The following is a 24,667-nucleotide window of genomic DNA, read 5'->3' on the forward strand; positions in this document are numbered from 1 at the left end:
CACTACATTTATCTAAAACGATGGAACAGGTGTTGAGAGCAATGAGTACGACAGCAGGAGGACTTCCGCCGCGAGCGGGGGGCAAGGCCAAATCGCAAAAAGCCGGCAATCCCAAGTCCAATAAAAAACAAAAGAAAAAAGTTAGCGGCTTCAAACGGTTCATGCAGATTCTGCTGATCGTGATTCTGCTGGCAATTGTAGGTGTTATGGCGTACGCTGGTATTCTTTATTATCAGCTGCAGGGAATGTTCGAAGGTAAAGGTGGCACAGATCAGGCTCCAGGTATTGTAGATACCAGAGTCCCTGAGAAATCTGCCAAAGAAAAGCCGATTACGATGGCTCTGCTCGGTACGGATTATCGCAAAGAAACCGGCACACGTCTAACCGACGTAGTAATGGTGGCTACGCTCAATCCCGATACCAAGTCTGCCACGATCGTATCACTGCCGCGGGATACGTACTTCCAGTTGGATGGATACATTCCAAACAAGCTAAATGCGTATTATCCTAAATTCTATGCGGAAGATAAGAAGAACGGTACGAACAACGCCATGGAAGAAATGCAGACCATGCTGGGCAAATATCTGGGAGTGGATGTCGATTATACGACGGTTATCAATTTCCAGGGCTTTAGCGATGTGGTCGATGCTGTAGGTGGTGTGGATGTTAATGCAGCCATGAATATGTGTTATGTTGACCGTGCGGACGGAACCAATATTAACATCAAAAAAGGGCCGCAGCATCTGAATGGAGAACAGGCACTGGGATATGTACGTTATCGTCATTCCAGCAGCTCCTGTAGTCCAAGAACCCAGGAATCCAGTGACTTCGACCGTAACAAACGTCAAAATGAAGTGCTGAATTCCATAGTCGACAAAGTCCAATCCTTCAGTGGTGTGGCGAAGCTGAGTTCGATTATCCAATCGGTCGATGATAATATGGAAACCGATATCGAAGGTAGTCAGTTCACCAATCTGTTGACGACATACTGGGATATTCCAAAAGCGAATATCAAGTACATGCCAGTCACAGGAGATTGGAAGAGCCCGTATGTGTATATTAATGAAACCGAGCTGGCCAACGCCAAACAGGCGCTTCAGAACGAACTGAACGGAACAGCGACACATGCGGATCAATTTGATGGAGCAGGTGCTTCCACAGAAAGTACCGGCCAGTCAGCGACTGCACAGTAACTCAAGGTATGATCATCATTCCGGTTTGGTTACAGTATCAGAAATGAGATTATTTTACAGGTTTCTGCTCATGCAGAGACCTGTATTTTTTTGTTTTTTGGATAAATATAAGGTCATCAAGGCTGCATTTCAAAAGCGGATAGGGTGTGCTATAATATCCGTGCACCTTACTTTTCACCGAATGCAGGGACTGGAGGTTTTAGGATGCCGCGATTAATGTGCAGTACGCTATCGTATGATGGAGTCATTTTATGCGGGCAGAATAGAACTTTCACTCAGCTGTGTGCAAGAGGTGCAGCTTGTTATAGGTTGTCCAAAAAAAGCGATATAATAGGAAAAGTCTGGTGCTTTATAGCCCGGGCTTTTTTGGTTTTATTTCAAGAGGAGGGTGAGGCTTGGCGGTTCAGGAAGCGGGAAGCATAAGCTGGAGGCATCAGAGATCACAAACAATTCGTACCCAGGGGGGAATCTCCATGAAAAAGATTTTTGTATTGGATACCAATGTGCTTCTTCACGATCCGAATGCCATTTTCGCTTTTGAAGAAAATGATGTGGTTATTCCCGCAGTGGTATTGGAAGAAATTGATTCGAAAAAACGAAATGCAGATGAAATCGGACGAAATGCCCGCGGCGTCTCCCGTTCTCTGGACGCGCTTCGTGAAATAGGACATCTTCATGATGGGGTTCAGCTGGATAATGGAGGTATACTGCGTGTCGAACTAAATCACCGCAGCTTTGCCAAAGTGCATGAAATGTTCGGCGAAGTCACAAATGATAACCGGATTCTCGCAGTTGCCTTGAATTATGATCTGGAAGAACGCGAGAAAGAAGTGCCGTGTCAGGTGATTCTGGTCAGCAAAGACGTGCTCGTACGTGTCAAAGCCGATGTGCTTGGACTGCTGACGGAAGATTATTTATCAGACCGTGCAGCCGAGCCGAATGAAATCTATACCGGCTACACGACATTGCAGGTTCATCCCGCTGTAATTGATGATTTCTACAATAACCGCTATTTATCCGTGAATGCGCTAAACCTGGGCTATACCCTGTATCCCAATGAATTTGTTATTCTAAAAGATGAAATGGGCAGCGGAAAGTCTGCTCTGCTCAAAGTCAGCCATGATGGCGGCAAACTGGAGCCACTGTTCCTGAGCAATGAGCCGATATGGGGTATTGCAGCACGTAATGCCCAGCAGCGGATGGCGCTTGAACTTCTGCTCAATGATGATATTCCACTTGTAACAATTACCGGTAAAGCCGGCACAGGTAAAACACTTCTGGCACTGGCGGCTTCGTTATCCAAAGTGGAAGACGAGCAAAAATATAAAAAGCTGCTGATCGCTCGCCCGGTTGTACCGATGGGCAAGGATATTGGATATCTGCCTGGCGAAAAGGATGAGAAACTTCGCCCATGGATGCAGCCAATTTATGACAATCTGGAATTTCTATTTAATACCAAAAAAGCCGGTGACATCGATAAAATTTTGATGGGCCTCGGCAGTATTCAGGTAGAAGCACTCACCTATATCCGCGGCCGGTCGATCCCCGGACAATTTATCATTATTGATGAAGCACAGAATCTGTCCCGCCATGAAGTAAAGACAATTGTGTCCCGGGTAGGAGAAGGCAGTAAAATTGTACTCGTCGGTGACCCGGATCAGATCGATCATCCTTATCTGGATTCGATCAGCAACGGTCTCACCCATGTAGTTGAGCATTTTAAACAGGAAGGAATCAGCGGCCATATTACCCTCGAAAAAGGGGAGCGCTCCAAACTGGCGCAGCTGGCTGCAGATCTGTTGTAATATAAATGAAGAAAAGCGTCCTAACCGGCAAAGGGGAGGACGCTTTTTGGTATGCTTTATTCCAATTAATACGCATAATCATTAGTAGCAGAAGTTCGGTTGTAGCAATGCACTATACTTTAGTTCAGTGATAATTCCAGCTGCACATTCATGGATTGAGGTACAATAGCGACTGAAGTGGCTTTGAGATAGGGAATAATCTGTTCAGGATAAAATCCAAGATCAAATTCATTTTCCAGCATGGTACATGTCGTCTCCGGTAAACGTAAGCCGTTAAACACAAGCTGATCGACCCGGAAGCGCATCACATTCTGCGTAGTATTCTCGATTTCATAATGTCCGATAATTTTCAGAGACAGCTGGCCTTCCTGTCCAGTGACAACAAGTCGATCCTGTTCAAAGTTAAACTGCAGACTGTCCGGTAGTCCGGCAGTATGATGCAGAAAATCGTTGAGCTGCTTCTGCTCGATCACAATGGTATACTGCCTGCCGTTGATCCGGATTGCACCGGGCTGTGACTGGAGAAAGTCCGGAAATTGCTGCATGGATTGCGCCAGTGCACGGAAATAGTTTTTTACTTCGTATAGACCGATATTTTTCCAGTAAGCATTCATCTCTTCTATGAGCTGCCGGGCAGTCGCCGGCTCGGAACTGGAAGCAAGGCCGCTGTGAATTCGAGTCTGAAGGGAGGCGACCCGCTGTCTCTGCTGCTTTAGTCGGTCGCCGATATCCGTCAATTCAGCAGATGTACGCAGTAAATCGCTTCGTATCGATTGGATCTGTTCATATTGTGATCGATAATCAGCCATAATTTTCTGATCATGATCCAGAATCATTTTGTAATATTCATAAAAGGCAATAACACCGGAGATACTTCCTGCCGCCCAGAATGCATTGCGCAATTGTTCGCGTTCCCCGGTATAGTAGGCAACCAGTACTTTATCGGATTGCAGTTTGGCATCGCTGAGCTGCTGCTGACTCGTAACAGCCTGCTGTTCCAGCTGCACATACTTGGTACGGGCCGTCTGTTCTTCCTGACCAATTCGCTGGATCTCTTGATCCAGTTCATTTACCGAAAGGCTGTCTTCCAGCAGCTGACGGGTCTGCGGATCAAGCTGTGCTGCAGATTCAATGGAAGGAGCAGCAGCATTTACCATGGTAAAAGGTGCCAGTATAGCAGTAGTAAGAGAGAAGCAAACGACACAGGCAGCGTAAATGGGTTTCATCTATCGTTTCCTCCCTGTATAATTAATATTGTTCCTGCAAATAAATTCATTATTCGGTTTGCGCGGTCAATGGTGCAGCAGGATAGCAGCCAAAACTGCGGTTATGTATACATATAGCTGTTGTTGGTTTTAATCGTGTACCATGCAGTGAATGAGTATTATGGAATAGGGTTATTCCTGACTCAGCTATTCTTATTTTATCGTATACCATGTTCGGAGGGAATCACATGATTATTGATATTTTTGGAGCAGGCTCTCTTGGCTTGCTCTTTTATAGTAAATTGGCGCTGACAGAAGAAGAGATCCAGCTGAATCTATGGACACGTACCGAGGAACAGGCATCGCTGATCCGCGAGCAAGGGGTACAGTTTTATCCATCTGCCGATTCTGTTTCTTTTATGGATAGTCTAACGATTCCGGCAAAAGGAAGCGTAAAACCAGTATCGGACATTCGGCAGGCAGATCAGGATCAAAAAGCTGACGTTATTCTAGTGACCGTAAAGCAGACTCATCTCACAATTGATTTTGTTCGTCAGCTGAGAAAACGTGCATCCGAGCGGACTGCCATTATCTGTTTTCAGAATGGGATAAGGATGGATAATCTATGGGGTGATCAATGGCAGGTTTATGCAGGCATTACAACAGAGGGCGCCAAGAAACCATCAGCCTATGCGGTAGTCCATTCCGGGTATGGAGAGACGGTAATCGGCCGATTGGTCCAAGGTCACAGTACTGCAGACAGAGGAGATAAATCGAAGGGTGCAGAGAATGGGCAATCGGACGCTATACTTTTGTTATTAAATTTATGGACTAAAGCAGGACTTAATGCCTCGATGTCGAATAATATCGAGATGGCCATATACCGGAAACTGATGATCAATGCGGTGATTAATCCACTTACAGCTTTGTGGCGTATACCTAATGGAGAGCTTTTGCAGAGTCCCGAGCGAACATCGGTGATGAAAAGGCTCTATAAAGAAGCGATTCAGGTATATGACAAAGCAGATATAGAATGGTCAGAATCACTGTGGAATGATATCTTACAGGTATGCCGTGCGACAGCATCCAATACCTCTTCCATGCTTGCTGATGTACAGCAGGGCCGAAGAACCGAGATTGGATGGATAAATGGCAGTATCGTCGAGATTGGCCGGCGTCATCAGACTGCAGCACCTGGGCATGAATGGGTGTGCGCCCTGATTGAGGCAATGACCACAAAGGAGGCAGATTAATGGGAGGATTTTTTGGGTGGCTGCTAAATGGAGCGATTTTCTTGAGTCTCGTTCCCTTTATTCCTTTCCTGGCTGCATACCTCATCAGCCGTTTTAAGAAAGAGCCGAAAAAGAAAGCGATCGGAAATGCAATGGATGTGACAACGCCTTTCCTTTATATTTCGGTAGCCGCATTATTTAACATCATATTCAACAGCCAAATGGGATTTTACATATTTTTGTTAATTTTGCTGTTGGCGATCGGTATTATAGGCAGCGCACAGAATCGGTTAAAAGGGAAAGTGGATTTCCAACGACTTTTCCGGGCGGTCTGGCGTTTATCGTTTCTATTTTTGAGCTTAGGTTACATCGTGCTGCTTTTGATCGCAATTCTGCAATACATAACACGATAAACGTGTCGAAAATTGGAATAATTTTGCTTGATGTCAGGTATTCCTTCGTGAGATGAAGCCTAATATGCTCACACATGTGATAAATTTGTTGAAAAAACCGAAAAAAAACGCTTTTTTTAAGATTAAGATATAGATTTTTTTGACCACTGGTTGTATAATCAATAAACATATACCACATTTTTTAGGGGGAAACTGCTAGATGAAAAAGAAAAGTTGGTTAGTACTTATGACCCTCGTACTAGCTTTTAGCACCTTGCTTGCAGCTTGCGGCAGCGGTTCTGAAAGTGGTACAGGTACAAGTGGACAAGCAGGAGAAGGTACTGCAACACAGGATTTACGTATTAACATGAGCGCAGAACCTCCTACTTTTGATCCGGCTCAAGCAAAAGACAGCCAGACAAATACGGCTCTGAAGCTGATGTACGAAGGTCTGACCCGTATGGGTGCAGATGGCAACCCCGCTCCTGGCGTTGCTGAGAAATGGGATGTATCCGAAGATGGTCTGAAATATACTTTCCACCTTCGTGATAACGCAACTTGGAACAACGGTGAACCTGTAACAGCGGAAGATTTCGCTTATGCATGGGAACACGTTCTGAGCCCAGACACTGCTCCGGCATCTGAATATGCTTACCAGCTTTACTACCTGAAAAATGGTGAAGCGTTTAACACTGGCAAAATCAAAGATTTCTCCCAGGTTGGCGTAAAAGTTGTTGACGAGAAGACACTTGAGGTAACCCTTGAGAATCCTGCACCTTACTGGTTGGGTCTGACTTCTTTCTACACATACTACCCGGTTAACAAAAAGAACGTTGAAGCTAATGACAAATGGGCTGCAAAAGCAGACACTATGGTTACTAACGGACCGTTCACTTTGACAACATGGACTACAGGCCAACAACTGGCTTGGACCAAAAACGATAAGTACTGGGACAAAGATAAAATCAAATTGAATACGATTACGGCTTCCCTGGTTAACTCCGGCGCAACCGAGTATTCCAGTTATCAAAGCGGCCAGCTTGATTATGCTGGTGCACCAACTGGCGAGATTCCAACCGACCAGATCCCTGCTGCAAAACAACAATTCCCGGATCAATTCCAGGCAAAAGGTATTGCAAGCACGTACTACTATGAATTTAATAACAAAGAAAAACCTTTCGATAACGCAAAAATCCGTAAAGCGTTTGCAATGTCCATCAATCGCCAGGCGATCGTTGACAATGTAACACTGGGCGGCCAAATTCCGGCATTTGGTTTTGTACCTCCGGGTATCAAAGGCCAAACTGACGAATACCGTGCTGAGCACAAAGACAGCTATTTCAAAGAAGATGCAGCACAAGCAAAAACACTGCTTGAAGAAGGTATGAAAGAGGAAGGTTACACAACTCTGCCTCCAATCACACTGATTTACAACTCCAGTGAAGCTCACCAAAAAATCGCTCTGGCGATTGCTGATATGTGGAAAACCAACCTGGGTGTAGATGTTAAAACCGAAAACCAGGAGTGGAGCGTATTCCTGAACAACCGTCAAAGTGGTAACTTCCAAGTTGCCCGTGCTGGTTGGACAGCTGACTACAATGATCCAATGACATTTATGGACATGTGGGTAACTGATGGTGGTAACAACAATGCTGGTTATGCAAATCCGGCATACGACAAACTGATTGATGATGCAAAAGCAACTCAAGACAGTGCAAAACGTATGGCTGATATGTCCCAAGCAGAGAAAATACTGGTTGAAGACGATATGGTTATTATGCCAATCTACTACTACACTAGTATTTCCCTTGTAAAACCTAACCTTAAAGGAATCGTTGTTGATTTCAGTGGAGCAGTTGACTTCTCCAAAGCGTATTTCGAATAATTCAATAATGAATTTGGCAGTTAGATGATTGCTGCGGGATATATGTGGAGATTTTCCAACCATATATATCCCGCTTTTATGTGTGTTTGTTGTTTTTCCATATATTGCTTTTTCTAACTTTGAATATTGCAAGTTTTTACTTGTTTCTATTAAATAATATGAATCGCAATTTTGCTTTTTATGAATAGTAAAAGGAATATCATGGTTCAACGTAGCGCATAAAAAAATACACAAAGGAGGGTTCCAGAAGAATGGTTAGGTATATTGCCGGCAAGTTTCTTTTTATGCTAGTGTCTCTATTTATTCTGGTATCACTGACATTTTTTCTGATGAAAGTCATTCCAGGGGATCCTTTCATGTCAGAAAGAGCAGTGCAGCCTCAGATTAAAGCACGTCTGATGGCGCAATACGGATTGGATCAACCAATTCCTGTGCAGTATGTACGTTATCTGGGCAATATTATTCAAGGAGATCTTGGTATTTCGATGAAATATCAGAATCAGGATGTTACCGGACGGATTGCTCAAACCTTTAAGCCTTCTTTGCAGATTGGTATTTTTGCAATTATCATTTCAATTATTGTCGGAATTGTGCTTGGTCTGATTGCGGCTTTGTATCATCGCAAGCTGATTGACCATGTAGCTATGATTTTGGCAATTGTAGGGATTGCGGTACCAAGCTTTGTGCTTGCGACGCTCATTCAGTATTTGTTTGCCCTCAAGCTGGGCTGGTTTAACGTAATGGGCTTTAGCAAGCCTAGTGATTTTGTGCTTCCGGTAGCCGCTTTGGCGGTACAACCGATCGCATTTATCGCGCGTTTGACCCGTTCCAGCATGCTGGAAGTGTTGAACTCCGAATATATCAAAACAGCCAAAGCCAAAGGTCTGAATGGCTTTACGATTATGACTCGTCACGTTGTACGTAACGGTATTTTACCGGTTGTTACTTATGTAGGGCCTATGACTGCCAATGTTATTACGGGTTCTGTTGTTATTGAGCAGATCTTTGGTATTGGTGGTATTGGTAAAGTGTTCGTTGAAAGTATTACCAACCGTGATTATACAATGATTATGGGCGTAACCATTTTCTATGGTGTAATTCTGATGCTTGCACGTTTTATAACAGATATTTTGTATGTGCTGGTTGATCCGCGCATCAAACTGTCTGGAAGAAAGGGGGCTTAACCGTTGGCAGCTACTGGAAACCAAAATCCGAATAATGCAACTGCTGATACGGCGAGCGATCCGACTATTCAGCAAAAAAGTGTATCGTTGTGGCAGGATGCCATGTATCGTTTATCCCGTAATCCTGTTGCCATGATTAGTTTGGTTATACTCTTTATTATTATTTTGATGTCTATTATTGGTCCGCACATGGTGCCATATAATTATTATAGTAATGATCTGATGAACACGAATAAATCAATGTCGGCAGAACACTGGTTTGGCACGGATAACCTGGGCCGTGACATGTGGGTTCGTACGTGGATGGGAGCTCGTATTTCCCTGATCGTTGGTTTCTCTGCAGCACTGATTGACCTTATTATCGGTATCATTTATGGCGCTGTTATGGGTTATAAAGGTGGCCGCGTCGATGAAGTGATGAACAAAATCTCCGAGATTTTGTACTCCATTCCTTATCTGCTAATCGTCATCCTGCTGCTGGTTGTTATGGAGCCAGGATTGACAACTATCATTTTCGCACTCGCTGTAACCGGCTGGGTAACCATGTCCTGGATTGTACGCGGTGAGATTATGCAGCTGAAAAATCGTGACTTTATCCTGGCAGCACGTTCCATGGGTGCAAGTGGCAGCCGTCAATTATTCAAACACCTGCTGCCAAATGCATTGGGACCTATTATCGTAACGGTAACATTGTCGGTACCAAGTGCAATCTTTGCCGAAGCTTTCCTGAGCTTCCTGGGTCTTGGTGTACAGGCGCCTGTATCTTCTCTGGGTTCGATGATCAATGATGCACTGCAGGGATGGAATCTGTATCCTTGGCGTATGTGGTTCCCTGCTGGTCTGATCTGTATCACTATGCTGGCATTCAACCTGTTGGGTGATGGTCTGAGAGACGCGCTGGATCCGAAACTGAGAAAATAAAATCTATAGGAGGTGGGCTAAGTGGAGAAAATCTTAACAGTCAAGAATTTGAGCGTGTCTTTCAGTACTCGTGCAGGTGAATTTAATGCCGTAAAAGATGTCAATTTTGAAATTGGCAAAGGAGAGACGCTGGGTATTGTTGGGGAATCCGGTAGTGGTAAAAGTGTAACGGCTCAAACCATTATGCGTCTGATTCCTTCTCCGCCTTCTAAGATTAAAAGTGGAGAAATCACTTTTTTGGGCGAGAGCCTGCTTCATAAAACCGATAAGCAAATGGAATCAATCCGTGGTAAAGATATCGGTATGATCTTCCAGGATCCAATGACTTCTCTAAACCCGACCATCAAAGTCGGCAAGCAGATTACAGAAGTACTGCGCAAGCATCAGAAAATGTCTTCAACAGAAGCCAAAGCTTCTGCACTGGAGATGCTCAAACTGGTTGGTATCAAAAATCCGGAAGTTCGTTTCAACCATTATCCGCACCAATTCTCGGGTGGTATGCGTCAGCGTGCGATGATCGCGATTGCACTGGCATGTCGTCCATCCCTGCTGATTGCAGATGAGCCGACTACAGCACTGGACGTTACGATTCAGGCCCAGATTCTGGACCTTATGAAAGACATGCAGCAAAAGCTGGGGACATCCATCATTCTGATTACGCATGACCTGGGTGTCGTAGCAGGCATGTGTGATCGCGTCGTGGTTATGAAAGAAGGCGATGTTGTAGAAACAGGTACAACATCCGAGATTTTCAAAAACCCTCAGCATCCTTACACCAAGCGCCTACTGAACGCACTGCCTCGTCTGGATGAGCCGAAAAAACCGAAAATGGTATCTGCCATTGCCGGTCTGGACCCGACTCGTCCTCTGGTAGAAGTTACGAATCTTCGTCAACACTTCAACCTGGGCAAAGGCAACGTCCTCAAAGCCGTTAATGATATCAGCTTCAAAATCTATGAAGGTGAGACACTTGGGGTCGTAGGTGAATCCGGTTGTGGTAAGTCGACAACAGGTCGTACGATGCTTCGTCTGTATGAGCCGACTGGAGGAAGTGTTAAATTTAACGGAACGGATATTTTCAGCCTTTCTCCACGTAAAATGAAAGCGATGCGTAAAGATATGCAGATGATCTTCCAGGATCCATATGCATCTCTGAACCCACGCTTCAACGTTATGGATATTATCGGAGAGTCTCTGGATATTCATGGACTGGCGGGAAGCCGTGCAGAACGCAAAAGACGTGTAGAAGAATTGCTGGATATGGTAGGACTGACGGCGAGTCATGCTACCCGTTATCCGCATGAATTTTCCGGTGGTCAAAGACAGAGAATCGGGATTGCCCGTGCGCTGGCTGTTAATCCAAAATTCATCATCTGTGATGAGCCGCTGTCCGCACTGGACGTATCGATTCAGGCACAGGTTGTTAAATTGCTGGAAGAACTGCAGCAGCGTCTTGGTCTGACCTATCTGTTTATTGCCCATGACCTGTCCATGGTAAAACATATCAGTGACCGTGTAGCTGTTATGTACATGGGTAAAATTGTAGAACTGGCAGAAAGTGAAGAGCTGTATGCGAATCCGCTGCATCCTTACACCAAAACACTACTGTCTGCAATTCCAATCCCTGATCCGGATGTGGAAGTTAACAAGCGCAGAATTCTGCTGCCGGATGAGCAGCAGGCGCCTGTAGAGTCCGCTAACCCTGGTACTCCAAAAGATCCTTTCAATCTGGAAAATTCCGAGCTGTTGGAAGTATCTCCAGGACACTGGGTGGCTCAGCCGCTTGCTTAATTTATAATCGTTTTATATAAAAACCGTCATATATTATGACGGTTTTTTTCTTTATTTCAAAAAGTAAAAAAGTATGCTGATTTCTTTGACTAAACGGCTATACTTTCGTTACAATCATATAAGGTATAGAAGTTACAATAAGTAACAACGATGAGGAGGACCTTACCCCATGAATGTAGTCCCGGAGAGGCTACCTGCGAATCAGCCGCTCGCAGAGCGGTATATGAATGATTTTGCATCGGTAAGCAGCTTGTATAATATGAAAGTTACTGATCCGCAGACGTGGGTTCAGCGTGCAGCATGGCTGGATCAGAGTAAGCACTCCCGGATGGAACGTGGAGCGTTGGTAGATTGTCTGGAATCCTATAATCATTTACACAATAATCATGAAGAAGTCCACAAATCACTGGAGCTGCTTCGTCAGGAGGAGACGCTGACGATGGTCGGCGGCCAGCAGAGTGGTTTGTTTACAGGTCCGCTTCTGGTTATTTATAAAGTAGTAACCTTGATTCTTGGTGCACGGGAAGCGGCAGCCAGGCTGAACCGGCCTGTAGTGCCTGTGTTCTGGATTGCCGGTGAAGATCATGACTGGGATGAAGTGAATCATACGTATCTTCCCGATCGTGACGGCCAGGCGGTCAAAATCCGTATGGATCATGAACGTGGAGGTCATTCACCGGTAAGTCGTACATCCATCGACCGCAGTCATACGGAAGGTGTACTGAAGCAGTTCGAGAGCCTGCTGCCTGACAGTGAACATAAGAGTGAATGGATTCAGGAGCTGCGTAAGTATATGGAGCAGTCAGACAATCTAAGCGGGGCATTTGCCAAACAGCTGGGACGTTTGTTTGGACGCTTTGGTGTGGTGCTGCTGGATTCAGATGATCCACAGCTGCGCCGACTGGAAGTTCCTGTATTCCGCAAAATGATTCAGCAGAATGATCAACTGACACAAGCTTATCTGGCAGCAGCGGAGAAAGTGCGTGCACTTGGCTATGAAGAACAGGCGACAGTTGCCGAGGAAAGTGCCAATCTGTTTTATATCCATAGTGATGAAATTTATACCAATGAGCGGATACTGCTGTTCAAGCGTGACGGCATGTTCACCGATCGCAAAGGTCTGGTGACATTTACACCAGATGAACTGCTGGACATACTGGAACAACACCCCGAGCGATTCAGCAACAATGTACTGACCCGTCCATTGATGCAGGAATCCCTTTTCCCCGTATTGAGTACGATTCTGGGTACCGGAGAGATTGCCTATTGGGCGCTTACTCATCAGGCATTTGAGATTCTGGATCTGCAGATGCCGCCGATTTTGCCGCGGATGTCCTTTACGATGGTAGAAGAGAAAATTCAAATGCTGATGCAGCAGTTCGATCTTTCTTTTGATGATGTGCGGCAGCGGTTTGGAGAAGTAAGAGAAAAATGGTTGTCCGAACAAGAAGATTACCATCTGGACGAGCGTTTCGCAGAACTGAGACGCCAATTTGATCAGATATATATGCCGTTTATTGAATCTCTGGCTGAGGTGGATCCATCATTGCCTCATATCGCCGAGACCAATCAGCACAAGATCGAAGCGCAGATTGAATACCTGCATCGCAAAAGCAGCAACGCGGTAGCCAAGCAGCACGAAGTGGGACTGCGCAGACTGGATCGCATTGCTCATTCGCTGTATCCTTTTGGCAAGCCGCAGGAACGTACGATCAACAGCTACTATTATCTGGGTCGGTATGGTGAGCAGTGGCTGGATCAGCTGCTGTGTATCGAGCCTGATCTGGATGGCGGGCACCGCTTGATCTACATGTAAATGATGCATGCGACAAGTGGAGTTACTTTACCACTATAATGCATGACAAACGGTGGATATTCCGCATCCGATCAGGCTGTTGAGGACACCTCCTACAACAGATCGGATTCATAACTGCAATGCATATCAAATAGAGCATTCTCGTCGGGAGATGCTCTATTTTTATGTGGAAATGGACATGGGCCAAGCAGTATGAATAGTATCTGTATCCCGTTTGAATACTACAGCAGGAGTGGTGAAAGAAGAAATAAAGATTGCTTCTTGGATAGGTATGCCTTTAAATGGAACTATCAGTGGGTTATAATAATGAGCTGGAATTATCTATATGCAGAGGAGAAATGAATATGACATTGCCATCCCTTCAAAACAGCATCGTCGCTGATATGGCGCTTGCTCCGGAAGGCCACCGTAAAATTGAGTGGGTATCTTCCCATATGCCGGTATTGAACCGGATTCGCGAAGAATTTGAACGTGATCTTCCTTTCAAGGGACTGAAAGTTACGATCTGTCTGCATCTGGAAGCCAAAACGGCTTACCTGGCCAAAGTGGTCAAGGCAGGCGGCGCGGAAGTAACCATTACCGGCAGCAACCCGCTGTCTACACAGGATGATGTATGTGCGGCACTGGTTGAAGACGGAATCACCGTATTTGCCAAATACAATCCGGACCCTGCCGAATACAAAAATCTGGTCCTGCATGCACTGGAGACCCGCCCGGATCTGATCATCGATGATGGTGGAGACCTGATTACATTGATGCACGGCGAGCGCCCGGATCTGCTGGAAGGTATTCGCGGCGGCGCCGAAGAGACGACTACAGGAATCATCCGCCTGAAAGCCCTGCAAAAAGAAGGCACACTCCAGCTGCCGATGGTCGCTGTCAATGATGCGTACTGCAAGCATCTGTTCGATAATCGTTATGGTACCGGTCAATCCGTATTTGACGGTATTATCCGTACGACCAACCTGATGATCGCCGGTACTACGGTTGTTGTCGTCGGCTACGGCTGGTGTGGCAAAGGGGTGGCGATGCGTGCCAAAGGACTCGGCGCGAATGTCATTGTCACTGAAGTGGATGCGATCAAAGCGGTGGAAGCCCATATGGACGGGTTCCATGTAATGCCAATGATCAAAGCGGCAGCGCTTGGCGATTTCTTTATTACCGTAACCGGCAATAAGGATGTTATCGTAGGCGAGCACTATGACGTAATGAAAGATGGTGCTATCGTATGTAACGCCGGTCATTTCGATGTGGAAGCGAACAAGCCGGATCTGGCAGCCCGCGCCGTATCGATCCGTACCGCCCGCAAAAACATCGAAGAATACAAAATGCAGGACGGCCGCCGCATTTATCTGCTTGCTGAAGGCAGACTGGTTAATCTGGGTGCTGCAGACGGTCATCCGGCTGAAATCATGGATATGACATTTGCCTTGCAGGCAGTGGGCCTTCGTTATGTCAATGAAAATTACAAGCAGCTGGGTGCTGGCGTCATCAGTGTACCTTATGAACTGGACGAACAGGTGGCCCGTTACAGACTGGAGAGCCTGGACATTGGCATTGACGTTTTGAGCGATGCACAGAAATCCTATCTGGACAGCTGGTCTTAACAGCCGTCGAACCGAAATCGTTATTTTATAGTTAGTGAAGATGGATAATATATTTGTCTGAGAATATGGCAAATGTATTATCCATTTCTGTGTTGTTTGACTGATCGAAAGGGAGGTTTTGTTATGAATAGGGCACAGGACGAGCACATATTGAAAAACAAACTTAATATGCTTAAACAAAAAGACTTTAAGCTGGATAAAAGTGATCATATTGAAGAGGTTATCGAGTTAATGCTTAGACATATAGGATCAACAGATAGCGAACTGCGGGATGGTCTTATTTATACAACTTTTGCGCACTGGATTATTTCAGGAGAACTGTCCAAAAATATACTGGCTTACATAAAAGATAGCATGCTGAATCATGAACATTTGTTTTATAACATAGGCGAGACAAATACCGATTCGGTTTTTGTACGTTCCTTTTCAGTCTTGTTGATCCCTCTGCTGCTGGAAAGAAATCAGGCCCGTCCATTTCTGGAGCGAGATGAACTGATGGAGATCAAGGAAAATCTTCTGCATTACATCAGGAAAGAGAGAGATAGAAGAGGTTTTGTAGAAAATAAAGGATGGGCACATACACTGGCTCATACGGCAGATGCCATACATGCATTATTTCTTTATATTGATCTGCCGCCGCAGGATTATATTGCATTTTTGGAAGCCATAAAGACGGCTGTCTGTACAAAAGAAGTTACCTATACCAACCTTGAAGAAGAAAGACTGGTAACTGCAGCAGTCATTCTGTTTGATCAGCAAAAGCTGACGGATGCAGAAGTGGAAGACTGGATCGGCAGCTTTTTGAAATGGGACAAAACCGAAGTATGGAATGAAGAATACAAAATTATATTCAATATTAAAAGTTTTCTGGGAAGTCTCTATTTTCGTATTCATGGCAATCCCAAATTTGTCCATACAGCCAGTAAGATAGAAATTGGGATAAATACATTGATGGAGAATTACATATAAGGGGACGGTTCATAAGGCAGAAATGTAAAACCTCAAAAAAACTCTCAACAGTCAGACAGCAATCAGAAATTTCTCAAGCAAGTTACTAAGCAAAAAGAACGATTCTTCCGATATAAAAAAGTCGGGCTTTTTGCGCGCTTTTTTGCAAAACAATATGCTAATGTACATAAAGATTAAAAAAAAGTTACGTTTTTCAAAAAAAATTGACATTTAAAGAAGGGTTTTGATTTTATACGACGAATCTATTATGCTAGATAGAGTGGAGGAAAGTGGTACATAGTGGGGAACAATGGGTAAAAGGAGTGAGCCGCCAATGTTCATGGGTGAATTTCAGCATAACATTGACGATAAGGGCCGGATTATTATTCCAGCCAAATTTCGCGAACTTCTGGGTCAATCCTTTGTTGTTACCCGCGGTCTGGACCATTGTCTTTTTGTCTATCCCATGGAGGAGTGGTCTCTCCTGGAACAAAAACTTAAATCTTTACCGCTAATGAAAGCTGATGCCCGTGCTTTTACACGCTTCTTTTTCTCGGGAGCACTGGAAGGAGAATGGGATAAGCAAGGGCGGGTCAATCTGCCGGGCAATTTGAGGCAGTACGCCAGGCTGGAGAAGGAATGTGTCATTATCGGTGTCTCCAACCGGGTAGAGATTTGGAGCCAAGCTGTATGGGAACAATATTATAACGAATCAGAACAATCATTTAACGAAATTGCTGAGAAGCTGGTTGATTTTGATCTTGATCTGTAATCGTCTAGGAGGTTTACATCTTGTTTCATCACATCACTGTATTAAAAGAAGAAGCGACAAGAGCACTTCAGGTCAAACCTGACGGAATCTATGTCGACTGTACGCTCGGGGGAGCAGGACATAGTTCGGTAATTGCAGCTGAACTGGGAGCGGGTGGACGACTGATCGCGTTTGATCAGGATGATACTGCGCTGAATAATGCCAAAGCGGTACTGGCACCATATGAGGACAAAGTCACTCTGATCAAAAGTAACTTCCGTCATCTGGAGGAAAAGCTTTTGGAAGCCGGAGTGCCGGTCAAAGATGGAGTACCGCAGGTAGACGGCATTCTGTTTGATCTTGGCGTTTCTTCACCTCAGTTCGACGATGCTGACAGGGGATTCAGCTATAATCACGATGCTGCGCTGGATATGCGAATGGATCAGTCCATCGAATTAACCGCCCGGACTATTGTGAATACCTGGCCTGAACAAGAAATCGCCCGCATACTATATCGATATGGCGAAGAAAAGTTTTCAAAGCGTATTGCCAAAGTAATCGTAAATCGGAGAAATGAAGCTCCGATCGAGACGACAGGGGAATTGGCAGAGCTTGTCAAGGAAGGCATTCCTGCTGCAGCCAGAAGAACAGGCGGACATCCGGCCAAGCGTAGTTTTCAGGCGCTGCGGATCGCTGTTAACGACGAATTGGGTGCTTTCGAAGAAGCGCTTCATCAATCGGTGCGCTGTCTGGCACCAGGCGGACGTGTATCTGTCATTACGTTCCACTCTCTGGAGGATCGCCTGTGCAAACAAATTCTTGCAGAATATCTGGAAAAAGATGTTGCACCACAGGGCTTCCCTATTTATGTGAGCAACGGAGGAGTTCTGAAGCTGGTCAACCGCAAGCCGGTCCTGCCAACAGATGAGGAAGTAACGAGTAACAAACGGGCAAGATCCGCCAAATTGCGTGTTGCCGAAAAAGTAAACAAAGAAAATCTACAATAAATACAGTGAGGAGACGGATACATGGCTTATACACGCGGGAACCTGGCCGTTAAGCAAAAACCGGCTGAAAAGGTCGTACGGAAATATCGTGAAACGACAAAAGTGGTTGTACGCCGATCTGCCCTGTCGATTCAGGAAAAAATGCTTTATCTCGCAACCGTTCTGTTCTGTGTTGCGATTGCAGGAATTATTGTTTGGCGCTATGCGTACATCTATGAAATCAATAAAAATGCGCAGGAAATGGCGAGTGCTACAGCCAAGCTGCAGCAGCAGACCACACAAAATGAACTGCGTCAACATCTGCTTGAGAATGATATTGTTACGCGCGCAGCTGCTCTGGGTTACATAGAGCCTACCGATACTGTACCTATCCAGGTATCACGGGAAAAAGGAACGACCGCTACCTCTACGGATATTAAAGTGAACAACTAAAGCGGGGGATCAGGCAGTGGATAAAAGAATTAGACTTCGTGCTTTACTCATAGGAGGAGGCATCCTCCTTTTTTTTGCTGTACTCATTATCCGTGTATTCTGGATTCAGGTCGTACAAGGATCGGATTGGCATAAATATGCGGTCAAACAATGGGAAAAGACAAGTACCATTTCTGCTGTTCGTGGTACAATTACCGATCGTAACGGTAACAAACTGGCGATGGATGCCCCTGCCTATGATGTCGTACTTAATCCTAAAGTGATTGCAGAACTTGGTGTGAAGGATGAGATTGTAAGCAGATTGCATGAGATCCTGGGCACGGATGAAAGTGAAATTGAAAAGCAGGCTACATCCAAAACCACACCCACAGCCAAAAATCCTGTAAGCGAGCTTCGTGTATGGCGTGAGCTAAACTCGGGCGGTCGCAGGATTCCGCAGGACAAAGCCGATCAGGTGAGTGCACTGATCGCCGAACTGAAAGAAAAAACTGGTAAAAAATATGACGTAGGTGTACAGCTGAATGTTACAACAAAGCGGTACTACCCCAAAAATGAATTGGCTTCCCATGTACTTGGTTATACGAATAATGACGGCGCAGCTGTAGCCGGAATAGAAGCTTATTACGATAAGCAGCTCAAAGGCACAGACGGTTCGATCCGTTATCAGCGTGATAATCAGAATGACAAACTGCCGGATTCGCAGGATGTGTATCAGCCGGCTATGAATGGCAGCAATCTGAAACTCACAATTGATGAGACAATCCAGTATTACACGGAGCAGGCGATGAAAGAAGCCTACAAGCAGCTCCAACCGAAAAGCATAACGGTTATTGCTGCCGATCCGAATACGATGGATATTCTGGCGATGGCGAATATGCCGACATTTGATCCAAACAAGTTCAATGAGGTCAAGGAAATGTCGGATTTCACAAACCTTGGGATCAAAGCGGAATATGAGCCGGGCTCCACTTTTAAGATTATTACTCTTGCTGGTGCAGTCGAAGAAGGGCTGTTTAACCCAGAAGCAACCTACCAGTCAGGTACTATTCAAGTTGGCCGCACGACATTGCATGATATCAACCGTGTCGGCTGGGGACCTATCACTTACCTGACAGGTCTTAAGCGTTCCAGTAACGTAGCTTTTGTCAAACTCGGCTATGAAATGCTGGGAGCCGATCGACTGCGCAAATATATTGACGCTTTCGGATTTGGTGTTCAGACCGGAATTGATTTGCCTGGTGAACTGCCGGGTGCTATTACTTTTGATCCAAATATCAAAACAGAGGTTGCCACAGCAGCATATGGACACGGACGTGTACAGGTTACCCCTTTACAGCAGCTGGTCGGTGTATCTGCAGTAGCCAATGGCGGTAAGCTGCTGACCCCTCATGTGGTCAAGTCGATTACTGATCCGAATACAGGTGTTACTACCAATGTTCCTGTACATGAAGTGCGTCAGACGATTGACGCCGCCACATCGGAGAAAGTACGCGGTTATCTGGAACAGGTTGTATCTGACCAGGAAATCGGAACAGGCCGTCATGCTTACATTGATGGTTACCGTGTCGCTGGTAAGACCGGTACCGCAGTCAAAGTTATCAACGGCAAGTATGACTATACCAAGCAGGTTGTTTCCTTTATTGGATTCGCACCGGCAGACAAGCCGAAGATCGCTATGATCGTTGTGATTGACCAACCGGCCGATTCCAATCTGGGCGGCGGTGCAGCCGCAGCACCTGTATTCAAGAAAATCGTGAGCCAGGCGCTCCCGTACATGGGTGTTCCTAAAGCAAACGATAACATTGCGACGCAGAAGAAAGAAAAAGCACCAACCTCTGCGCCGGCTCCTGCCGTATATAATGTACCTACACTTACCGGTAAAACGGTGGATGCAGCCAAGAAAAAGCTGATTGCCAGCGGAATTGCCTTTAAAGTGGTAGGTACAGGTAGTAAAGTCGTCAAGCAGTATCCTTCTGTAGGTTCGGTAATGGACGGCGGCCAGAGTGTATATCTGATGACCGAAGACCCGACCAAAATGGAAATTCCTGATCTCAAAGGAGAATCGCTGCGTGATGCGCTGGAGATTCTGAATTTGATGAAAGTCGAGGTTACAACCGTAGGACAGGGTTATGTGGCAGAGCAGGTGGAATCTTCGGGCAATGGCCGGAGAATTATCACTCTCACGCTCAAGTCGGCGAGAGCTACAGTGACCGGCGTTGATGATCCGGAAGAAAATGCACTGGGCACCAAAGACGGTACCCAGCCTGCAGAAGATAAGGATGCAGCGAGCGAATCCAAAGAAAAAGATTCCACCGGGAAAGCGACCGAAAAATCCACTTCATCGACGGATGCATCTGCCGAGTCATCGGCGGCTTCTTCCGAATCTACGGGTACATCAACCGATTCATCTACAGCAGAGACGGGCAGCAGTGATACGACTGCCGGCTCTGTACAGGAAAAAGGGAGCACCTCCGGAAGTTCACTCAAAATTCCGGAACCTACAGGGGCTCCAACGAACTAATGAGTTAATGCTAATTATGATAACCCGGCATTCATCGGTGAGGGGAAGTCCCTTTATTCATCCGGAGACTGCCGGGTATCGTTATTAATTTTGGAAAAGAGGAATCGCTATGTTGTTATCTGAAGCGGCCAGCCTGCTTATTACATCCCGCATTGAAGGTGCTGCGGATGTTTCCATTACTGGCATGGAAATTGACTCACGCAAGGTGAAGGCGGGAGATTTGTTTATCTGTCTGCCGGGCTTTACGGTAGATGGACATGATTTTGCCGAACAGGCATTGAAACAAGGTGCTGCGGCTCTGGTGGTGGAGAGAATTCTGCCGCTGGATATTCCACAGCTGCTGGTAAGCAGTTGCCGTCATGCGATGGCTGTACTGGGAGATGCATTTTACGAACATCCCAGCCGCAAGCTGAATATGATCGGAATTACAGGAACCAACGGCAAAACCACAACTTCTTATCTGATCGAGCGTATTATGAATGATCATCATATCAATACAGGCTTGATCGGAACGATTGAAATGCGTTATAACGGTAAAGCGGTGCCGATGCCTCGTACCACACCAGAAGCGATGGAGCTTCAGCGTCTGCTGCATGAGATGGTACAAAATGACGTAGAGTGCTGTGTAATGGAAGTGTCTTCCCACGCGCTGGAACAGGGACGTGTCAAAGGTACGGATTACCGGACAGCCATTTTTACAAATATTAGTCAGGATCATCTGGATTATCATGAGACGATGGAACAGTATGTGGCAGCCAAAGGGCTGTTTTTTGCACGTTTGGGGAACTCTTATGATGTCGATCCGTGTGAACGCAAATATGCGGTGCTGAATGCCGACGATCCGGCAGCAGCGTATTTCCGCAGTATTACGGCTGCCGATGTGATTACATATGGTGTGGATCAGCCTGCAGATGTACTGGCATCCCGTATCCAGATTACAGCCAAAGGCACCACATTCCATCTGGATACATTTCGCGGAAGTACAGATATCACACTTCAGATGGTAGGCAAGTTCAATGTGTACAATGTACTGGCTGCAATTACAGCAGCACTGATCGAGAATGTGCCGCTCGAGCGCATCCGTGAGAGTCTGGAGCAGATGCCTGGTGTAGATGGTCGTGTTGAAGCGGTTGATGCCGGACAGCCATTCGCCGTCATTGTAGACTATGCCCATACACCGGATGGACTTGAAAATGTACTGCGTACAATTACCGAATTTGCAGAAGGACGGGTATTGACCGTATTCGGCTGTGGTGGTGACCGTGACCGTACTAAACGTCCGTTAATGGGACAGGTAGCTGCGAGATACAGCGATTATACGCTGGTGACATCGGATAATCCGCGTACCGAAGATCCGGAATCCATTCTGGATGACATTGAAGCCGGACTGCGTGAACAGCAGGTGGCTGCAGATAAATATGAACGGATCGTCGACCGGCGTGCTGCGATTCAAAAAGCGGTTGAAATGGCACTACCCGGCGATGTACTATTGATTGCGGGCAAAGGCCATGAGACGTATCAGATTGTAGGTACGGAGGTTCATGATTTTGATGATCGGCTGGTAGCCAAAGAAGCGATAAGGGGTCTTTTCAAGTGATAAACACAACTATTGGTCAGATAGCAGACATGTGCGGCGGACAGCTGAACGGCGATCCATCGGTGCTCTGTCATGGCGTCATTATTGATTCCAGACAGCTGCATGACAACTGCCTGTTCATCCCGATTATCGGGGAGCGGATGGATGGACATGATCTGGTAGGACAGGTGCTGGCAGATGGAGCCGCTGCAGCGCTGTGGCAGGCGGATCACGGCGCACCACCTACCGGGAATACTATTGTCGTCGAAAATACGCTGGAGGCGCTTCAGCAGCTTGCCAGCGCTTATCTGGACAGTACCGAGGCGCAAGTAATCGGCATTACCGGGTCCAACGGCAAGACAACGACCAAGGACATGATCTATGCCCTGATGACAGAAGCCTATCGGGTACACAAGACAGAAGGCAACTTCAACAGTCATATCGGTCTTCCGCTGACCATTCTGGCCATGCCTAGGGATACGCAAATTTTGATTCTGGAAATGGGGATGCGTGCACGCGGCGAGATTGAGCTGCTGTCCCATATTGCACGCCCCGATACAGCGGTTATTACCAATATCGGAGAATCCCATCTGGAGCAGCTCGGCAGCCGGGAAGAAATTGCCCGTGCCAAGCTGGAAATTGTAAATGGTCTAAAACCCTCGGGTCTGCTCGTATACCATGGAGATGAGCCGCTGCTCAAGCAGGTACTGGCTGAACCGCAATATGTCAGTCAGGAAATGCGCAAGGTTACGTTTGGCATGGAGCATAACAATGATCTGTATGCTACCGGAATGATGACCCAGGAACAGTCCACCATATTTACAACCAATGCGCTATCGGAAGAAGCCTGGAATCTGCCGGTGCTGGGAGCGCATAATATGGTCAATGCCATGGCTGCAATCCTGGTGGCTAATGCATATGGACTGAGTGAAGCCCAGATTCGTCAGGGTTTTGCCAAGCTGCGACTGACTGGCATGCGAATCGAGATGCTGCAGGGCAGAGACGGAATCACCCTGCTCAATGATGCCTACAATGCAAGTCCAAGCTCCATGAAGGCAGCTATCGATGTGCTGGGCAGTCTCAAGGGATACAAACGCAAAATCGCTGTGCTCGGGGATATGCTGGAACTCGGAACCGAAGAGCTTGCTTATCATGAGCAGATTGGTGAATATGTGGATGGACAAGCAGACTTGCTGCTGACTTATGGAGAACGGGGAAAAGCGATTGCCAGCGGCGCAGCCAGACATTTGCCGCCGGAAGCTATCCGTTCCTACACATCCAAACCGGAATTGATCGATGATTTGCTGCAAACAGCTCGCAGCAAGGACGTTATTTTATTCAAAGCTTCCAGAGGCATGAGACTGGAAGAAGTTATACAGGCGCTGATGCCTGATTCAATAAGCAACGCATAGGCGCTGGAGGAGTAGGAAAATGGATTTTCAAATATTGTTATTAGCGGCTGCCGCATCATTCATACTGTCAATTATTGCGATGCCGATACTGATCCCGCTGCTGCGACGTATCAAGTTCGGACAGCATGTACGCAGTGACGGCCCACAGACCCATCTGAAAAAGGCAGGAACGCCAACAATGGGCGGTATTGTTATTATCCTGGCAGCGACACTTGTCTTCATCAAGTTCTCGGTGATTGATACGAACTTTTGGGTGCTGTTAACGTCTACAGTAGGCTTCGGTCTGATCGGATTTCTCGATGATTACATCAAAATCGGCCTGAAACGTTCACTCGGTCTGACGGTCAAGCAGAAATTGGTAATGCAGCTGTTCTTTTCGGCAATTATCTGTTATTTGTTGATTGATAAAGGGCATAGTACGGCGCTTGGTATCCCAGGGACTTCATTCTCCTTTGACTGGGGCGGTTGGTTCTATTATCCGTTCATCGTTATCATGCTGCTGGCGATTACTAATGCGGTTAACTTTACCGATGGAGTGGACGGCTTACTGTCCGGGGTAAGTGCCATTGCATTTGCCGCTTATGCGATTATTGCGATTCAGGCGACGGCGCCTGCTGCTGCCGTATGTGCCGCAGCAATGATCGGCGCAGTGATCGGATTCCTCGTGTTCAATGCGCATCCGGCCAAAGTATTTATGGGAGACATGGGTTCACTCGGAATAGGGGGAGCGATCGGCGGTATTGCGATCGTAACCAAAAGTGAACTGCTGTTCCTGATCATTGGCGGTGTGTTCGTCGTGGAACTGCTGTCTGTTGTTATTCAGGTAGTCTCCTATAAGACCCGTAACGGCAAGCGTGTATTTAAAATGGCACCGATTCACCATCATTTTGAATTATCCGGCTGGTCGGAATGGCGTGTAGTGACGACCTTCTGGGCAGTCAGCCTCGTATTGGCCGTGCTCGGAATCTATATTAGCAAGGGGTTGTAGT

19 protein-coding genes are annotated in these 24,667 nt (G+C 46.3%); 18 read left to right on the forward strand and 1 reads right to left on the reverse strand.

Annotated elements, in window-relative coordinates:
* Positions 1 to 41 precede the first annotated feature (41 nt).
* Both M1D61_RS07050 and M1D61_RS07055 read left to right on the forward strand, forming a co-directional pair.
* Positions 42 to 1,193, forward strand: a complete 1,152-nt coding sequence (locus M1D61_RS07050; RefSeq protein WP_458121726.1) for an LCP family protein — start codon at positions 42 to 44, stop codon at positions 1,191 to 1,193.
* A gap of 473 nt (positions 1,194 to 1,666) precedes the next feature.
* Positions 1,667 to 2,998, forward strand: a complete 1,332-nt coding sequence (locus M1D61_RS07055; RefSeq protein WP_458121727.1) for a PhoH family protein — start codon at positions 1,667 to 1,669, stop codon at positions 2,996 to 2,998.
* Between the two features lie 119 nt (positions 2,999 to 3,117).
* On the opposite strand, the gene M1D61_RS07060 is transcribed toward M1D61_RS07055, so the two are convergent.
* Positions 3,118 to 4,224 (reverse strand): hypothetical protein, encoded by a 1,107-nt coding sequence (locus M1D61_RS07060; protein WP_458121728.1) that lies wholly within the window; start codon positions 4,222 to 4,224, stop codon positions 3,118 to 3,120.
* A gap of 227 nt (positions 4,225 to 4,451) precedes the next feature.
* Between M1D61_RS07060 and M1D61_RS07065 the strand changes: the two genes are divergently transcribed.
* The 16 genes from M1D61_RS07065 (at position 4,452) to mraY (ending at position 24,666) form a co-directional block, all read left to right on the forward strand.
* On the forward strand, positions 4,452 to 5,456 hold the full coding sequence (locus M1D61_RS07065; protein WP_458121729.1) for a ketopantoate reductase family protein: 1,005 nt from the start codon (positions 4,452 to 4,454) through the stop codon (positions 5,454 to 5,456).
* On the forward strand, positions 5,456 to 5,848 hold the full coding sequence (locus M1D61_RS07070) for a DUF3397 domain-containing protein (RefSeq protein WP_046214742.1): 393 nt from the start codon (positions 5,456 to 5,458) through the stop codon (positions 5,846 to 5,848). Before M1D61_RS07065 ends, M1D61_RS07070 begins: the two co-directional genes overlap by 1 nt.
* 199 nt (positions 5,849 to 6,047) lie before the next feature.
* Positions 6,048 to 7,712 (forward strand): peptide ABC transporter substrate-binding protein, encoded by a 1,665-nt coding sequence (locus M1D61_RS07075; protein ID WP_458121730.1) that lies wholly within the window; start codon positions 6,048 to 6,050, stop codon positions 7,710 to 7,712.
* 251 nt (positions 7,713 to 7,963) lie between these two features.
* Positions 7,964 to 8,896: an ABC transporter permease gene (locus M1D61_RS07080; RefSeq protein ID WP_458121731.1), complete on the forward strand. Its 933-nt coding sequence runs from the start codon at positions 7,964 to 7,966 to the stop codon at positions 8,894 to 8,896.
* A 66-nt stretch (positions 8,897 to 8,962) separates the two neighbouring features.
* On the forward strand, positions 8,963 to 9,817 hold the full coding sequence (locus M1D61_RS07085; RefSeq protein ID WP_458122432.1) for an ABC transporter permease: 855 nt from the start codon (positions 8,963 to 8,965) through the stop codon (positions 9,815 to 9,817).
* A 21-nt stretch (positions 9,818 to 9,838) separates the two neighbouring features.
* Positions 9,839 to 11,608, forward strand: coding sequence for an ABC transporter ATP-binding protein (locus tag M1D61_RS07090; protein WP_458121732.1), 1,770 nt, complete (start codon positions 9,839 to 9,841; stop codon positions 11,606 to 11,608).
* 169 nt (positions 11,609 to 11,777) lie between these two features.
* Positions 11,778 to 13,424 (forward strand): bacillithiol biosynthesis cysteine-adding enzyme BshC, encoded by a 1,647-nt coding sequence (gene bshC, locus M1D61_RS07095; protein ID WP_458121733.1) that lies wholly within the window; start codon positions 11,778 to 11,780, stop codon positions 13,422 to 13,424.
* 344 nt (positions 13,425 to 13,768) lie between these two features.
* The gene (locus M1D61_RS07100; RefSeq protein WP_458121734.1) at positions 13,769 to 15,031 is read left to right on the forward strand and encodes an adenosylhomocysteinase; all 1,263 of its coding nucleotides are present in this window, start codon (positions 13,769 to 13,771) and stop codon (positions 15,029 to 15,031) included.
* Positions 15,032 to 15,154: 123 nt separating this feature from the next.
* Positions 15,155 to 16,000, forward strand: coding sequence for a DUF2785 domain-containing protein (locus M1D61_RS07105; RefSeq protein ID WP_458121735.1), 846 nt, complete (start codon positions 15,155 to 15,157; stop codon positions 15,998 to 16,000).
* A gap of 313 nt (positions 16,001 to 16,313) precedes the next feature.
* A complete protein-coding gene (gene mraZ / locus M1D61_RS07110) occupies positions 16,314 to 16,751 on the forward strand; it encodes a division/cell wall cluster transcriptional repressor MraZ (protein WP_458121736.1) in 438 nt (145 codons plus the stop codon).
* 20 nt (positions 16,752 to 16,771) lie between these two features.
* Positions 16,772 to 17,737 (forward strand): 16S rRNA (cytosine(1402)-N(4))-methyltransferase RsmH, encoded by a 966-nt coding sequence (gene rsmH / locus M1D61_RS07115; protein ID WP_458121737.1) that lies wholly within the window; start codon positions 16,772 to 16,774, stop codon positions 17,735 to 17,737.
* Positions 17,738 to 17,758: 21 nt separating this feature from the next.
* Positions 17,759 to 18,169, forward strand: coding sequence for a hypothetical protein (locus tag M1D61_RS07120; RefSeq protein ID WP_458121738.1), 411 nt, complete (start codon positions 17,759 to 17,761; stop codon positions 18,167 to 18,169).
* A gap of 16 nt (positions 18,170 to 18,185) precedes the next feature.
* Positions 18,186 to 20,690 (forward strand): penicillin-binding transpeptidase domain-containing protein, encoded by a 2,505-nt coding sequence (locus M1D61_RS07125; protein ID WP_458121739.1) that lies wholly within the window; start codon positions 18,186 to 18,188, stop codon positions 20,688 to 20,690.
* Positions 20,691 to 20,799: 109 nt separating this feature from the next.
* Positions 20,800 to 22,287, forward strand: coding sequence for a UDP-N-acetylmuramoyl-L-alanyl-D-glutamate--2,6-diaminopimelate ligase (locus M1D61_RS07130; RefSeq protein WP_458121740.1), 1,488 nt, complete (start codon positions 20,800 to 20,802; stop codon positions 22,285 to 22,287).
* Positions 22,284 to 23,678: a UDP-N-acetylmuramoyl-tripeptide--D-alanyl-D-alanine ligase gene (locus tag M1D61_RS07135; RefSeq protein ID WP_458121741.1), complete on the forward strand. Its 1,395-nt coding sequence runs from the start codon at positions 22,284 to 22,286 to the stop codon at positions 23,676 to 23,678. Before M1D61_RS07130 ends, M1D61_RS07135 begins: the two co-directional genes overlap by 4 nt.
* Positions 23,679 to 23,697: 19 nt before the next feature.
* A complete protein-coding gene (mraY, locus tag M1D61_RS07140) occupies positions 23,698 to 24,666 on the forward strand; it encodes a phospho-N-acetylmuramoyl-pentapeptide-transferase (RefSeq protein WP_046214754.1) in 969 nt (322 codons plus the stop codon).
* Position 24,667: the final 1 nt, after the last annotated feature.

It is taken from the genome of Paenibacillus sp. Z6-24 (assembly GCF_054161335.1).